The sequence below is a fragment of the Streptomyces sp. NPDC037100 genome, assembly GCF_055606225.1.
In genome coordinates, this window is sequence record NZ_JBVJSX010000001.1 from 676,079 (window position 1) to 690,636 (window position 14,558).

The following is a 14,558-nucleotide window of genomic DNA, read 5'->3' on the forward strand; positions in this document are numbered from 1 at the left end:
ATACATCCATTTCGTTTGGGTCAACTCTCCCCAAAGGACTTCACCTTGCGTAAGGCTGTGCGATCGTCCGGGCCTGCCGTTCGGACCCTGTGCGACCAGGGCCGATCGACCCCGGTCGTTTCCCGCTCGTTCCTTTACCTACAAGGGATGCCGATGACCCCTCCCACCCCGCGCGATCAGATATCGGGCCCGAGACGTGTGGCACGCATCGCCGTGGCCGCCGGTCTCGTCGCCGCGCTCTGTGCGGCCGGGCCGATCCCGATGGCCTTCTCCGCCGACGGGCCGGGCACGGACGCCCCGGCCGACCCGGGTGTCAAGTCCGCGCAGGCCAAGCTCGGTTCGGACGACGCCGGTCTGCTCGCGGAGGCCAAGGCCGACGGTGACAAGACCGTCACGATGATGATCGCCACCGCGCCCGGGAAGACCGAGCAGGTCGCCGGGCAGCTGGACGCGGTGGGTGGTTCGCTGGTCGGCAAGACCGACGACCGGCTCGGTTACGTCCGCGTCACCGTCCCCACCGGCAAGGCCGACAAGACCATCGAGTCGGCGCAGAAGCTCTCCTCCGTGCAGGCGATCGACCTCAAGGAAGAGATCGAGCTGGACGACCCGGTACCGGGGGGAGCGAAGTCCGGCGGGACCACGGCTGCGGGGGCGGGGTACGCGGCACCTGACAAGAACACGCCGGCCGCCAACCCGTACAACCCGTCGTTCGAGACCGGTGCCGTCTCCTTCGTCCAGGACCACCCGAAGTACGACGGACGCGGGGTGACCATCGGCATCCTGGACTCCGGTGTCGACATCGCCCACCCCGCACTGCAGAAGACCACCACCGGCGAAAGAAAGATCGTCGACTGGGTCACGGCCACCGACCCGGTCTCCGACCGGGACGGAACGTGGCTTCAGATGACCGGCTCGGTGACCGGTCCGGTGTTCACCGCCGCCGGCCGCACCTGGAAGGCGCCCGCGGGCTCCTTCCAGTTCCGGACCTTCGCGGAGTCGGCGGCCGCGGGCGGTGACGTGGCCGGTGACCTGAACCGGGACGGCGACAAGACGGACGTCTGGGGCGTGCTCTACGACCAGGCCGCGGGCACGGTCCGGGTCGACCTCGACAACGACGGTGACTTCACCGACGACGAGGCGATGAAGCCGTACAAGGACGGCTTCCAGATCGGCTACTTCGGCACGGATGACCCGAACACGGCGATCGCCGAACGCATCCCCTTCGTGATCGAGATCCGCAAGGACGTCACCTACAACCCGGCCGGCGACAAGGCGGACTACGTCAGCATCGGCGTCATCACCGGCCGGCACGGCACCCACGTCGCCGGTATCACCGCTGCCCGCAGCCTGTTCGGCGGGAAGATGAACGGCGCCGCACCCGGCGCGAAGCTCGTCTCCTCCCGTGCCTGCAACTGGACCGGTGGCTGCACCAACATCGCCCTCACCGAGGGCATGATCGACCTCGTCACCAAGCGTGGCGTCGACATCGTCAACATGTCCATCGGCGGCCTGCCGCCACTGAACGACGGCAACAACGCCCGTGCCCGCCTCTACACGCGGCTCATCGACGAGTACGGCGTCCAGCTGGTGATCTCCGCCGGCAACTCCGGGCCGGGCACCAACACCATCGGCGACCCCGCCCTCGCCGACAAGGTCATCTCCGTCGGTGCCTCCGCCTCGAAGGAGACCTGGGCCGCCAACTACGGCTCGGTGGTGGAGAAGAAGTACGCGATGATGCCGTTCTCCTCGCGCGGCCCCCGCGAGGACGGCGGCTTCGCGCCGACCCTCACGGCGCCGGGTGCGGCCGTCAACACCATTCAGACGTGGGCGCCCGGCGCCCCGGTCGCTGAGGCCGGCTACTCCCTGCCGCCCGGCTACGGCATGCTCCAGGGCACCTCGATGTCCTCCCCGCAGGCCGCCGGCGCCGGCGCGCTGCTCCTGTCCGCCGCCAAGCAGCGGAAGATCAATCTGTCCCCGCTCGCCCTGCGCACCGCGCTGACCAGCACGGCCCGTCAGATCAAGGGCGAGCAGGCCCATGAGCAGGGTGCCGGTCTGATCCGCATCGTGCAGGCCTGGGACGCCATCAAGGACGGCGCCACCGCCCACAGCTACACGGTGAAGGCCCCGGTCGACACCGCGCTCGACCAGTCCCTGAAGGAGCCCGGCTTCGGCACCGGACTCTACGACCGTGAGGGCGGCCTCAAGGCCGGTCAGAAGAAGACGTACGAGGTGACCGTCACCCGTACCACCGGTCCCGACCGCCCGCTGCGGCACGAGCTGGAGTGGGAGAACAACGACGGCACCTTCCGGCTTCTCGGCGACGACGACGTCGTGCTGCCGCTGAACGAGCCGGTCACCGTCAAGGTCCAGGCCCGGGCGAAGACCGCGGGCCTGCACAGCGCCATCCTGCAGGTGGATGACGAGCGTACCGAGGGCGTGGACCACCAGATGCTCGCCACCGTCGTCGCGGCACACCCCCTGGCGAAGCCTTCGTACTCCTTCAGCGCCGCCTCCTCGGTGCAGCGCAACAACAGCGTGTCCTACTTCATCACGGTCCCCCAGGGTGCGAAGACACTGGAGGTGGCGCTGAGCGGTCTGAAGGAGAAGAGCCAGACGCGCTTCATCTCCCTGCACCCGGCGGGGCTCCCCGTCGAGGACTCGGCGACGATCTACTGCTACCCGCACTACTCGCTGCCTTCCGACCCCAACACCTGCCGTCCCGACCTGCGGACCTACACCGACCCGCAGCCCGGCGTCTGGGAGGTCGAGATCGAGTCGCGGCGCACCTCCCCCGACCTCGACAACCCCTTCAAGCTGGACGTGTCGGTGCTCGGTACCGCCTTCGATCCGACGGTGACCAGGATCGCCGAGGTGAAGCCCGGCACGCCGGTCGCCGCCACGTGGACCGTGCGCAACGACTTCGCGGCTCTGGAGGGCAAGCTGGAGGGCGGCTCGCTGGGTTCCGCCGTGCTCGACACGCCGAGCATCGGTCACCAGCAGGTGCGGACGACGACCGTCGAGGTGCCCGCGGGCGCGGAGCGACTGGACGTCTCCATCGGCAAGGTCTCCGACCAGGGAGCGGACCTCGACCTGGCGGTGGTCAAGGACGGCGTGACGGTCGGTCAGTCCGCCGACGGTGACTCGGAGGAGTCCGTCCGTCTGGACAAGCCCGCCGCCGGTACGTACACGATCCGGGTGGAGGGCTACAGCGTGCCGTCCGGTTCGACGACGTACGCCTACCAGGACGTCTACTTCACCTCAGCCCTGGGCTCGGTGAACGTCGCCCCCGGCAGCAAGGTCTCGCTGCCCGCCGGCGCCTCCGCCAAGGTCACCGCCGACGTGCTGGTCAAGGCGGCCGGTCCGGCGGGCCGTCAGTTCTTCGGCGAGGTCAAGCTGGTCAACGCCCGCGGCAGCGCGGCGGGCCTGGGCACGGTCGTCATCGAGAAGGTGACCGGCTGACGCCTGTCCCCGCCACATGGTGAGGGGCGGGTGCTCCCCTGCGGCACCCGCCCCTCACCTGTGCCCCGCCCCACCGCCGGCGCGGGGCCTCTTCTCGGGGCGGGTGCTCCCCTGCGGCACCCGCCCCACATCTGTGCCCGCCCCACCGCCGGCGCGGGGCCTCTTCTCGCCGGCGCCACGCTCACTGCCCGACGGACAGCGCCCAACGGACCCCGGAGCCGGCGGTCACCTGAAGCACGGCGTCTTCGCGCGCTTTCGTCAGGGCGATCCGGTTGTAGGTGCTGCTCACCTCACTCCGCGTGGGCGGTCGCCGGCCCGACGGCGGCCAGTGCGGTGGCCGCGGCGACCGTCACGGCGATCTGACCGGCCTTGCGCCAGGCGGATCTGTGCGAGCGCTGAGACATGCGTGAACTCCTCCGGGAAAGGGGGACGGTGCGAGCCGGAGACGAAGCGAAACCGTGTTCGCTTTCCGGCGCCTTTGACACTAGGCCCGCCGAACGGGCTCCGGAGCCCCCGTCGCCTGGCACACGGGGGCCATGGCACAGGGATGCCAACGCTCCGCATCCCAGAGGTTCGTACACCTGATCGGGTAGCGTCAGCCCACTGACCTGACCAGTCAACGACCTTGCCAGAGGGGAACCGTGCTGGAGACCATCGGCATCGACACCGCCGCCCACGACGTCTACCGCGCCCTGCTGCTCCATCCGTCCTGGACGCTGAAGGACATCTCCCAGGACACCGGCCTCACCGACGAAGAGGTCCGCTCGGCCCTCGATCGGCTCGCCCAGCTGTCCCTGCTGCATGAAGCCGCCGATCATCAGTTCGTTCCCGTCAGCCCCGATGTCGCCCTCTCTCCCCTGCTGCTGCGCAAGGAGGCCGAACTGGACGAGCGGCGTGCGCGGCTTTCCCGGGAACGAGCCGCACTGGCCGCTCTCACCTCCGAGTACGCCGCCTGCGCCACGGGCCGCACCGACAGTGGGGTGGAGAGACTCGAAGGAGTCGAGGCCGTGCGGGTGCGGCTGATGGAACTGGCACACCGGGCCCACACCGAGGTACTCACCTTCGTGCCCGGCGGGGCGCTCAGCGCCGCGGCTCTCCAGGCCGGCAGGCCGCTCGACGAGCAGCACCTCGCTCGCGGGGTCCGGATGCGGACCGTCTATCTGGACAGCGTCCGCAACGACTCGGCGACCGTCGAGTACGCCACGTGGCTCGCCTCCGTCGGCGGTGAGACCCGCACCGTGCCGACGCTGCCCATGCGCATGATCCTCTGCGACCACGAGGCGGCCGTGATCCCCATAGACGCCGACGACAGCAAGAAGGGCGCCCTGCTGATCCGCTACCCCAGCATGGTGCGCGCGTTGGAGGAACTGTTCGATCTGGTGTGGGAGAGCGCGCGGCCGCTCGGCACCACGCCACAGGACGTTTCCGAGAGCGCCCCGACCGACCGGGAGGCGGCCCTGCTCAGGATGCTCGCGGCAGGGCTGACCGATGAGGGAATCGCCCGCAAGATGGGGGTCTCGCTGCGCACGGTCCGCCGCAACACCGCGGACCTGCAGAGGCGTCTTGGGGTGCAGAGCCGGTTTCAGGCAGGCGCCGAGGCCGTCCGGCGCGGCTGGATGTGACCTGCCGGGGCCGGCCTCATGACGTCGTCCGCGCTGGCCGCTCTCTGCCATGACCGGGGGCTGACAGATTCCGGGTGGCCGCCCGGCTGTGTCTCGTTCCTAAGGTCGGACGGGTGTACGCAGTCAAGGTCCTTCTCCGGCCCTCGCCCTGGCCCGCCGCTCCCGAGATTCCCGGCCTGCCCGTGGTGATGCCCGGTGACCGCGAGCTCAGCGAACTCGCCGACCGGCGCCGCACCGACCCGCAGCCGGGCATCGTCCATGTGGCGCTGGCCCCTTGGGGGGCACGCCTGGTCGGCATGACCTTCGTCGAGGCCACGGATCTCGACGAGGCCCTGTTCCTGGCCCGGCACGCCTGGGGCCGGTGGCTGAGGCGGCCCGGGGTGTTGCCCGGCTGGGTGATGGAGGGCTGTGAGGCCGACCGCTACCTCAACGCGCGCCGCCGGGAACCTCCCCCGCCGCGTGGCATGACGGTGCCAAGTCCCCCTGAGGCCAGCGAGACCTGCTGACACCGGCAGCCGCACTCTGCATGATCGTGCTCAGACAAACGCGCTGCGCCACACGAAGCAGGGAAGACAGAGGCACAGATGAGACACATCACCGGGCGAGCCGTCCGACTTGCCGTGGGCACCACGGCGGCCATCGCCGCTGTGGGACTGCCCCTGGTATCCGGAGGCGTTCACGCAGCCGCTTCCGAGCCGGCCGCGGGAGCATCCGTCGTCCAGGCCGGGGAGGCGGTGGGCGCCGGCGCCGACGGAACCGAGGAGCCGGTCGAGCTCACGTTGCCGAAGCCGAAGGATCCCGGCGACGGCAAGGGCAGCTGGGTGTGGGACAAGGAGAAGCCGTAAGGGTCTGCTTCCCCGTCGCGGGAGAGGGGGAAGGGGCAGGGCCTCGGAGTTCCCACGACGGAGAACAGGTGGGGGCGGGCGTCCGTACGGGCGCCCGCCCTTCTCACTGAGCCCGCGGGCAGGGGATCGTGCGGGACTGCGGCAGGGCGGCGGTGATCCACGCCCGGTCGCGGGCGATCTCCTTCTCTCCCGTGGTCCACAGATCCGGCTCGGCCTGCCCTCGTGTGATGCCGACGAGGACGTGGTCGCCGGGACGCGGCCGGGGGGTGATGTCCTCGGCCAGGGCGAAGACGACCTGGTCCCGCACCCCGGCGGGCTTGTAGGAGCGGAGCACGTCCAGGGTGACGCGGTCCTGCCCGGTGCCGGAGACCGGCTCGACCTCGGCGACGGTGCCCTCGACGACCAGCCGGGCACAGGCGAGGTAACCGGCGTGGCCGAGCTTGCCGCCCTCGTGGCCGTGCTGCGGCTCGGCGGCGCTGTCGGCGGCGGAGTCGGCCCCGTTGTCGGCACCCGCCCCCGTACCGCTCTGCGCGACGAGCCAGCCCATCCCTATGACCGCGCCGGCCGCCGCGGCGGCGGCGAGGCCGCGCAGGGCCACGGTCAGCGGCCGGGGGCTGCCGCGCCGCGGCCCAGCGCCCGCCGCACCCACCGCCCGAGCCGCCCCGCGCCGCCGGCGCAGGTACGGCAGCGAGGTCACGGCCGGGCCGGTACCGGCGCCCGGCCGCGGGGACGGCTCGGCGTCCAGCGCCAGCCTGTCTCCGATCAGCCCCAGCTGTTCCCGCAGCAACGCCACATCGGCCTCAGCCGCACTGTGGGCCGCCATGAAGCCGGCGTCCCGCCGGACGTCCTCCGGCAGGGGGTCTCCGACGAGCACCGCCATCAGCGGATCCGTGTGGTCGGTGTGGTCCGTGCCTTCGTACACGCCACCGGCGCCACCACGGTGGTCATCGTTCCGGGCGGTCATGTCACACCACCTCGTCCTCGTGCAGGCGGACACGCAGGGCCCGCACCGCCGTGTGCAGCCGGCTCTTGACCGTGCCCTCCGGGACGCCGAGCTGCTCGGCGATGGAGCGGACCGGCAGATCGGCGTAGAAGCGCAGGACGACGACCTGGCGCTGGGCGTCGGGCAACTCGTCCAGACCCTGGGCGACCGCGACGGAGAGCACGCTGGTGTCCTCGCCGGAGGGGTGCGCCGGCTGCCGCAGAGCGGCCAGCCGCTCCCCGAGCCGCTCCTGGCGGCGCTTGGCCCGGTGCCAGTCCATGGCGAGGTTGGAGGCGACGACCGCCGCCCACGCCGAGACGTCCCGCGGCGCCTCCCGGCCGCTCGCCGCCCGCTCCAGCAGCCGCAGGCGGACCTGCTGTACCCCGTCCAGCAGGTCCGCCTGCGGCACACCGCCCAGCGCCAGCACCGCCCGCACCCGGCGCTCCTGCGCCGCATCCAGCGGATCAGCCACCGCCGGCCGGTCAACCACATCCGGCCGGTCAACCACATCCGGCCGATCAGCCACATCCAGCTGATCAGCCCCCTCCGGCGGTTCAGCCGCGTCCGGAGCACGGGCAGCGCTCCGGACGACCGCGACCGGAGCATCAGCCGCTCTCCCCCCATCAGCGGCTCTCCGCCCATCAGCGGCCGTCTGCCCATCAGCGGTCCTCAGCCCATCAGCGGCCGCCTGCCCATCAGCCGCAGCCGGCGGACCGTCGCCGGCGTCGGGCCGCGGTGCCTCCCGGGCGCGCCGGGCCCTTCCGCGCAGCAGCACAAGCCACCCCCCTCACCGTGTTTCTCCTACGACGCCGGCACCGCCCGGAACGTTCGGTCCTTTTCCGGCCGGTCTCCTGCGGAGAGACAGAGGTATACGTCACACTCCCGTGTGGCCGAGACCAACATGGGCAGGCGACCTTGCGGCCCATGTCCCCCGCGGAGCGAATTTCTCCAGCTCAGCAGGGTCGGACACCGGACGTCCGCAACCATGGAGCGAGACACACCGTCCCACTCTCCGGGCAGACCGGGGAAAGAAGTGGACAGACCGGCCGTGGTCGGCCGCATGATGGAAAAGCCTCGGCCAAGCAACGAGTACGTGAAGACGCAGGAGAGGGAGTCACCGTGAGGGTCGGAATCGTCGGAGCCACCGGACAGGTGGGCACGGTCATGCGCAGGATCCTCGCGGAGCGGAACTTCCCGGTCACCGAGCTGCGCCTGTTCGCCTCGGCCCGTTCCGCGGGGTCGGAGCTGGACGGCGTGACGGTGGAGGACGCGGCGACCGCCGACTACGCCGGCCTGGACATCGTGCTGTTCTCCGCGGGCGGTGCCACGTCCAAGGCGCTGGCCGAAAAGGTCGCCTCCCAGGGCGCGGTCGTGATCGACAACTCCTCCGCGTGGCGCAAGCACCCGGAGGTGCCCCTGGTCGTCTCCGAGGTCAACCCGCACGCGATCAAGGACCGCCCCAAGGGCATCATCGCGAACCCGAACTGCACGACGATGGCCGCCATGCCGGTCCTGCGTCCGCTGCACGACGAGGCGGGCCTGGAAGCCCTCGTCGTCGCCACGTACCAGGCGGTCTCCGGTTCCGGCCTCGCGGGCGTGGCCGAGCTGCACGGCCAGACGCAGAAGGTCGTCGCCGACGCCGAGAAGCTCACCCATGACGGCGAGGCGGTCGACTTCCCCGAGCCGGACGTCTACAAGCGCCCCATCGCCTTCAACGTGCTGCCGCTCGCGGGCAACATCGTCGACGACGGACTGAACGAGACCGACGAGGAGCAGAAGCTCCGCAACGAGTCCCGCAAGATCCTGGAGATCCCCGAGCTGAGGGTCTCCGGCACCTGCGTGCGCGTCCCGGTCTTCTCCGGCCACTCCCTCCAGATCAACGCCCGTTTCGCCCGCCCGATCTCCCCGGAGCGCGCCGCGGAGCTGCTGAAGGATGCCCCGGGCGTCGAGCTCTCCGACATCCCGACCCCCCTCCAGGCCGCCGGCAAGGACCCGTCCTACGTCGGCCGCATCCGCCGCGACGAGACGGTGGACAACGGTCTGGCCCTCTTCGTCTCCAACGACAACCTCCGCAAGGGCGCTGCGCTGAACGCGGTCCAGATCGCGGAGCTGGTGGCGGCGGAGCTGAAGGGCTAGTTCCCGCCCTCCTCGAACCCCCTGCGCACCTCGTAGAGGAAACAGCCGTACTCGACGGCCCGGACGTGGATCAGTGCCACGGCCGGGTCGTCGCATGCTTCCCGGAGGGCCTGGCGGAACGCGCCGGGCTCCCCGACCAGTCGGCCGCCCAGGATCCGTCCGTCGGCCGAGTAGCGGCGGACCGTGCGGTGGGAGCCGGTGAAGGGGAGGGTGTCGCCGGCCGGGCCCGCGCACTCTTCGGCGTGGATGAAGACCGGGCCCTGTTCGTCGTAGGCACCCGGAGTGGCGCCCGTTTCCGAGGCCCAGCGGCGCAGCGGGGCGTAGGACACGAGGGCGAGGCGTTCGCCCGGCTCGCTGTGGCGCAGGCAGCAGCGCAGTGGGCTGCCGCCCTCGGTGTCGGTGAAGCCGGCGGCCGGGCGGCCCGCGTCGTCGGTCGTCCGCAGTTCCTTCAGGGCCCGCGGGGCGATGGGGCGAACGGTGTACGGGGTTGTCGTCATGCCATCAGCCTCACTCCTCGCAAGGCCTTCTCACCGGCGGGATCCGGACGTCGCGTTCCCCCTCGGCACGGCCGACGGGGCAGGCGGGGCCTGTCCGCCGCAGTGCGGTGTTCGCCCGGGTCCTCACCGCCCGAGGGGTATCCCTAGGAGACGTCCGGGTCGTCGCCCGACGCCGAGCCGCCGTGGAAAGATGACGCAACCCACCCATAACGAGGAGATGACCGCGTGCCTGGCACAAACCTGACCCGCGAAGAGGCGCAGCAGCGGGCGCAGCTGCTCGCCGTTGACTCGTACGAGATCGAACTCGATCTCTCCGGCGCGCAGGAGGGCGGCACCTACCGGTCCGTGACCACGGTGCGCTTCGATGTGAACGCCGGGAACGGCGCGGAGTCGTTCATCGACCTGGTGGCACCGGCCGTACACGAGGTGACCCTGAACGGGGACTCCCTCGACCCGGCCGAGGTCTTCGCGGACTCCCGGATCGCCCTGCCCGGACTGCTCCAGGGTCGCAACATCCTCCGGGTCGTCGCCGACTGCGCGTACACCAACACCGGCGAGGGTCTGCACCGGTTCGTCGACCCGGTCGACGACCAGGCCTACCTCTACACCCAGTTCGAGGTGCCGGACGCCCGCCGGGTGTTCGCGAGCTTCGAGCAGCCCGACCTGAAGGCGACCTTCCAGTTCACCGTGAAGGCCCCCGAGGGCTGGACCGTCATCTCCAACTCGCCCACGCCCGAACCCCAGGACAACGTCTGGGTCTTCGAGCCGACCCCGCGCATCTCGACGTACATCACGGCGCTGATCGTCGGCCCGTACCACTCGGTGCACAGCGTGTACGAGAAGGACGGCCAGTCCGTCCCGCTCGGCATCTACTGCCGTCCCTCGCTCGCCGAGTACCTCGACTCGGACGCGATCTTCGAGGTGACCCGGCAGGGCTTCGACTGGTTCCAGGAGAAGTTCGACTACGCGTACCCGTTCGAGAAGTACGACCAGCTGTTCGTGCCGGAGTTCAACGCGGGCGCGATGGAGAACGCGGGCGCGGTGACCATCCGGGACCAGTACGTGTTCCGCTCGAAGGTGACGGACGCGGCGTACGAGGTGCGCGCCGAGACCATCCTGCACGAGCTGGCCCACATGTGGTTCGGCGACCTCGTGACCATGGAGTGGTGGAACGACCTGTGGCTGAACGAGTCGTTCGCCACGTACACCTCCATCGCCTGCCAGGCGCACGCGCCCGGGTCGCGCTGGCCGCACGCGTGGACGACCTTCGCCAACTCCATGAAGACGTGGGCGTACCGGCAGGACCAGCTGCCGTCCACCCACCCGATCATGGCCGAGATCGGCGACCTGGACGACGTCCTGGTCAACTTCGACGGCATCACCTACGCCAAGGGCGCCAGCGTCCTGAAGCAGCTCGTCGCCTACGTCGGCATGGACGAGTTCTTCCGGGGCGTGCAGGCGTACTTCAAGCGTCACGCCTTCGGCAACACGCGCCTGTCGGACCTGCTGGGCGCGCTGGAGGAGACCTCCGGCCGCGACCTGAAGACCTGGTCGGAGAAGTGGCTCCAGGCGGCCGGCATCAACGTGCTGCGCCCGGAGATCGAGACCGACGCCGACGGGGTCGTCACGTCGTTCGCCATCCGCCAGGAGGCCCCGGCCCTGCCCGCCGGTGCCAAGGGCGAGCCGACGCTGCGCCCGCACCGGATCGCCGTCGGCCTGTACGACCTCGACGAGGCGAGCGGCAAGCTGGTCCGCCGGGAGCGGATCGAGCTGGACGTGGACGGCGAGCTGACCGCCGTGCCGCAGCTGGTGGGCGAGCGCCGCCCGGCCGTGATCCTGCTCAACGACGACGACCTGTCGTACGCGAAGGTCCGCCTGGACGAGCAGTCGCTGGCCTTCGTCACGGAGCACCTCGGCGACTTCGAGTCCTCCCTGCCGCGCGCGCTGTGCTGGGCGTCGGCCTGGGACATGACGCGGGACGGCGAGCTCGCGGCCCGTGACTACCTGTCGCTGGTGCTGTCCGGCATCGGCAAGGAGTCCGACATCGGTGTCGTGCAGTCGCTGCACCGCCAGGTGAAGCTGGCGATCGACCTGTACGCCGACCCGGCCGCCCGCGAGGCGCTGCTGGCCCGCTGGACCGACGCGACGCTGGCCCACCTGCGGGCGGCGGCGCCGGGCAGCGACCACCAGCTGGCGTGGGCGCGCGCGTTCGCCGCGACGGCCCGCACGCCGGAGCAGCTGGATGTGCTGGACGCGCTGCTGGACGGCTCGCAGACCGTCGAGGGCCTGGTCGTCGACACGGAGCTGCGGTGGGCGTTCGTGCAGCGGCTCGCGGCGGTCGGCCGGTTCGACGAGGCGGAGATCGCGGGCGAGTACGAGCGGGACCGGACGGCCGCCGGTGAGCGTCACGCGGCCACGGCCCGCGCGGCCCGGCCGACCGAGGAGGCCAAGGCGGAGGCGTGGGCGTCGGTCGTGGACTCCGACAAGCTGCCGAACGCCGTGCAGGAGGCGGTCATCGGCGGCTTCGTCCAGACCGACCAGCGTGAGGTGCTGGCCCCGTACGCGGACCGGTACTTCGAGGTGGTCAAGGACATCTGGGAGTCCCGCTCCCACGAGATGGCCCAGCAGATCGCGGTGGGCCTCTACCCGACGGTCCAGGTGTCGCAGGAGACCCTGGACAAGACGGACGCGTGGCTGGCCTCCGCCGAGCCGAGCGCGGCCCTGCGCCGCCTGGTCTCGGAGTCCCGCGCGGGCGTCGAGCGCGCCCTGCGGGCCCAGCGGGCGGACGCGGCGGCCGGGGAGTAACCCCAGCGGCTCTTCCCTCGGCGACAGAAGGGGCGTCCGGTGCACCGGACGCCCCTTCGTCCGTCCCCCTTCGGCCGCGGACGGACAGCGGACACCCCCTCGCCTGCCCTCTCCCCGCCCCGGACGGACAGCGGACACCCCCTCGACCGCCCCCTCCCCGCCCCGGACGGACAGCGGACACCCCCTCGACCGCCCCCTCCCCGCCCCGGACGGACAGCGGACACCCCTTGTCTGTCCCCCGCCGGCCCGCGGGCGGACGAGCTCGGCCGTGACCTCCCCCGGCCAAGCGCCCCCTACCGCCGCAGCGCCCCGTCCCGCAGATCCGTCGGCTCCGTACGAACGTTCCGCCGCGTGTGGTCCAGGGCCCGTGACGGCCGGGTCGCGAACTGCCCCGCCACCGTCGCCCCGAACGCCAGCCCCATACCCACCAGTTGCACCGGCGTCAGCGCCTGCCCGAGCGCCGCCCAGCCGACGACGGCGGCGGTCAGCGGGGAGAGCGGGCCGAGGAAGGTGACCTGGGTGGCGGTCATGCGGCCGATGCCGCGGAACCACAGCCAGTACGCGACCGCCGTGTTCGCGAGGGCGAGGTAGAGGTAGCCGCCGACCGCCCGGCCGTCCAGCGCCGGCGGGGCGCCCTCGGCCAGGAAGGCGAGCGGCGCGATGAGCAGGCCGCCCGCGGTCAGCTGCCAGCCGGTCAGCGCCAGCGGTCCGACGCCCTCGGGGCGGCCCCACCGCTTCGTGAGCACGGTGCCGGTCGACATCGACGCGGTGGAGGCGACGGCCGCCAGCAGGCCGAGCGGGTCCAGCGCACCGGCCGCCCGCAGGACGACGAGGCTGACCCCGAAGGCGGCCACGGTCCCGGTCACCAGCGTCCGCGCCGACGGCCGCTGCCCGAGCAGCAGCGCCGAGAGGCCGGCCACGAACAGCGGACCGGCGGAGCCGACGACCGCCGCCAGACCGCCGGGCAGCCGGTACGCGGAGAGGAACAGCAGCGGGAAGAAGGCGCCGATGTTCAGCGCGCCCAGCACCCCCGCCTTCCACCACCAGGCGCCGCGCGGCAGCACCCGGGCGAGGGCGAGCAGCAGCAGACCTGCGGGCAGGGCGCGCACCAGGGCGGTGAACAGGGGCCGGTCGGGCGGGAGGAACTCGGTGGTGACCGCGTAGGTCGTGCCCCAGGAGACGGGCGCGAGGGCGGTGAGGGTGATGAGGGCCGGTCGGGAGAGGGCCATGGGAGACACCCTTCGGAGTAGGTCAGCGGAAAGTAGCTTAGCGCTAAGCAACTTTCAGTCAAGCTACTTTCTTGCGGGTGACCGAGAGGCGGCCGATACTCATGCCATGAGCGAACGCCCCGAGCAGCGCAAGGACCCCGTGGACGCGATCATCGACCAGTGGGCGACGGTCCGGCCCGACCTCGACACCGCCGCCATGGAGGTCTTCGGCCGGATCAGCCGGCTCTCCCACGCGATCGGCGAGCGGGTGGGGCAGGCGTACGCGGCGTTCGGCATCTCCCGCGGGGAGTTCGACGTCCTGGCGACCCTGCGCCGCTCCGGCGAGCCCTACACGCTCTCGCCCCGGCAGCTGTCCGCGACGCTGATGCTCACCACCGGCGGCATGACGGGGCGTCTGGACAAGCTGGAACGGGCGGGGCTGCTGCGCCGCTCCCCCGACCCGCACGACCGGCGCGGGCTGCACGTCACGCTCACCGACGAGGGCCTCGCACTCGTCGACGAGGCGGTCGGGGCGGGGCTGGCGGTCCAGACGGAGGCACTGTCCGCCCTGGGGCCGCGGCGGGCCGGGCAGCTCGCCGAGCTGCTGCGGGACCTGCTGGCGGGGACGGACAGGTCCTGACCCGGGGCCTGACGCGACGAGGGCGCCGCCGCGGTCCTCGCGACGACGCCCTCGAAGAGAACGCGGATCAAGCCTTGGCTTCGCTCTTCGCCTCGGCCTTGGTGGTGATGTTGGAGCTGGTCGGGTCCTTCTTCTGGTGCGTCTTGTCCGCGATCGTCACCAGACCGTGGATGACCAGGTAGAGCACGATGGGGGCCGCGACGAAGAGGCCCAGCGTCTCGATGACGCTCAGGCCCGGGCCGGGGTCGTCACCGTCGTCGCGGGTCAGCGCGCTCGCGGGGGACGACATGAGCAGCATCATCAGCGTCGTACCGGCTGCCAGGGCGCCGGCGCGCAGGGCGTTCTTCTTGTCCACGGTGTCAAA

12 protein-coding genes are annotated in these 14,558 nt (G+C 71.5%); 7 read left to right on the forward strand and 5 right to left on the reverse strand.

Translation table 11 applies throughout. The features are described from left to right. The first annotated feature begins 153 nt into the window (after window positions 1-153). From ACZ7EG_RS03085 to ACZ7EG_RS03100, 4 genes are all read left to right on the forward strand, one after another. Window positions 154-3,459, forward strand: coding sequence for a S8 family serine peptidase (locus ACZ7EG_RS03085; RefSeq protein WP_471071373.1), 3,306 nt, complete (start codon window positions 154-156; stop codon window positions 3,457-3,459). A 641-nt stretch (window positions 3,460-4,100) separates the two neighbouring features. Then, complete coding sequence (locus tag ACZ7EG_RS03090) at window positions 4,101-5,081, forward strand: LuxR C-terminal-related transcriptional regulator (protein WP_471071376.1); 981 nt, start codon at window positions 4,101-4,103, stop codon at window positions 5,079-5,081. Between the two features lie 113 nt (window positions 5,082-5,194). Continuing rightward, complete coding sequence (locus tag ACZ7EG_RS03095; RefSeq protein ID WP_471071379.1) at window positions 5,195-5,587, forward strand: hypothetical protein; 393 nt, start codon at window positions 5,195-5,197, stop codon at window positions 5,585-5,587. Between the two features lie 78 nt (window positions 5,588-5,665). Continuing rightward, window positions 5,666-5,926, forward strand: a complete 261-nt coding sequence (locus tag ACZ7EG_RS03100; protein ID WP_471071382.1) for a hypothetical protein — start codon at window positions 5,666-5,668, stop codon at window positions 5,924-5,926. A gap of 103 nt (window positions 5,927-6,029) precedes the next feature. On the opposite strand, the gene ACZ7EG_RS03105 is transcribed toward ACZ7EG_RS03100, so the two are convergent. Both ACZ7EG_RS03105 and ACZ7EG_RS03110 read right to left on the reverse strand, forming a co-directional pair. Continuing rightward, window positions 6,030-6,890 carry a hypothetical protein gene (locus ACZ7EG_RS03105; RefSeq protein WP_471071385.1) on the reverse strand — a complete coding sequence of 287 codons (861 nt, stop codon included), beginning with the start codon at window positions 6,888-6,890 and terminating at the stop codon, window positions 6,030-6,032. A gap of 1 nt (window position 6,891) precedes the next feature. Then, the gene (locus ACZ7EG_RS03110) at window positions 6,892-7,416 is read right to left on the reverse strand and encodes a sigma-70 family RNA polymerase sigma factor (protein ID WP_471071388.1); all 525 of its coding nucleotides are present in this window, start codon (window positions 7,414-7,416) and stop codon (window positions 6,892-6,894) included. 611 nt (window positions 7,417-8,027) lie between these two features. Here ACZ7EG_RS03110 and ACZ7EG_RS03115 point away from each other — a divergent pair. Continuing rightward, window positions 8,028-9,044 (forward strand): aspartate-semialdehyde dehydrogenase, encoded by a 1,017-nt coding sequence (locus ACZ7EG_RS03115; RefSeq protein ID WP_471071391.1) that lies wholly within the window; start codon window positions 8,028-8,030, stop codon window positions 9,042-9,044. Here ACZ7EG_RS03115 and ACZ7EG_RS03120 read toward each other — a convergent pair. Continuing rightward, window positions 9,041-9,541, reverse strand: a complete 501-nt coding sequence (locus tag ACZ7EG_RS03120) for a DUF1203 domain-containing protein (protein WP_471071395.1) — start codon at window positions 9,539-9,541, stop codon at window positions 9,041-9,043. The genes ACZ7EG_RS03115 and ACZ7EG_RS03120 overlap by 4 nt on opposite strands. A 225-nt stretch (window positions 9,542-9,766) precedes the next feature. On the opposite strand from ACZ7EG_RS03120, the gene pepN reads away from it, so the two are divergent. Continuing rightward, entirely contained in the window at window positions 9,767-12,346 is a 2,580-nt protein-coding gene (gene pepN / locus ACZ7EG_RS03125) for an aminopeptidase N (protein ID WP_471071398.1), read from the forward strand. A gap of 293 nt (window positions 12,347-12,639) precedes the next feature. On the opposite strand, the gene ACZ7EG_RS03130 is transcribed toward pepN, so the two are convergent. Then, on the reverse strand, window positions 12,640-13,575 hold the full coding sequence (locus tag ACZ7EG_RS03130) for an EamA family transporter (protein WP_471071401.1): 936 nt from the start codon (window positions 13,573-13,575) through the stop codon (window positions 12,640-12,642). A 106-nt stretch (window positions 13,576-13,681) separates the two neighbouring features. Here ACZ7EG_RS03130 and ACZ7EG_RS03135 point away from each other — a divergent pair, with 106 nt between their 5' ends. Further along, complete coding sequence (locus ACZ7EG_RS03135; protein WP_471071404.1) at window positions 13,682-14,194, forward strand: MarR family winged helix-turn-helix transcriptional regulator; 513 nt, start codon at window positions 13,682-13,684, stop codon at window positions 14,192-14,194. Between the two features lie 67 nt (window positions 14,195-14,261). Here the strand turns inward: ACZ7EG_RS03135 and ACZ7EG_RS03140 are convergent, their stop codons facing one another. Continuing rightward, window positions 14,262-14,549 carry a hypothetical protein gene (locus ACZ7EG_RS03140; RefSeq protein ID WP_471071407.1) on the reverse strand — a complete coding sequence of 96 codons (288 nt, stop codon included), beginning with the start codon at window positions 14,547-14,549 and terminating at the stop codon, window positions 14,262-14,264. Window positions 14,550-14,558: the final 9 nt, after the last annotated feature.

Bases quoted from the DNA above. Each gene is read 5' to 3' on its own strand.
- ACZ7EG_RS03085 (WP_471071373.1), top strand. From the start codon at position 154: ATGACCCCTCCCACCCCGCGCGATCAGATATCGGGCCCGAGACGTGTG.
- ACZ7EG_RS03100 (WP_471071382.1), top strand. From the start codon at position 5,666: ATGAGACACATCACCGGGCGAGCCGTCCGACTTGCCGTGGGCACCACG.
- ACZ7EG_RS03105 (WP_471071385.1), bottom strand. From the start codon at position 6,890: ATGACCGCCCGGAACGATGACCACCGTGGTGGCGCCGGTGGCGTGTAC.
- ACZ7EG_RS03120 (WP_471071395.1), bottom strand. From the start codon at position 9,541: ATGACGACAACCCCGTACACCGTTCGCCCCATCGCCCCGCGGGCCCTG.
- ACZ7EG_RS03130 (WP_471071401.1), bottom strand. From the start codon at position 13,575: ATGGCCCTCTCCCGACCGGCCCTCATCACCCTCACCGCCCTCGCGCCC.
- ACZ7EG_RS03135 (WP_471071404.1), top strand. From the start codon at position 13,682: ATGAGCGAACGCCCCGAGCAGCGCAAGGACCCCGTGGACGCGATCATC.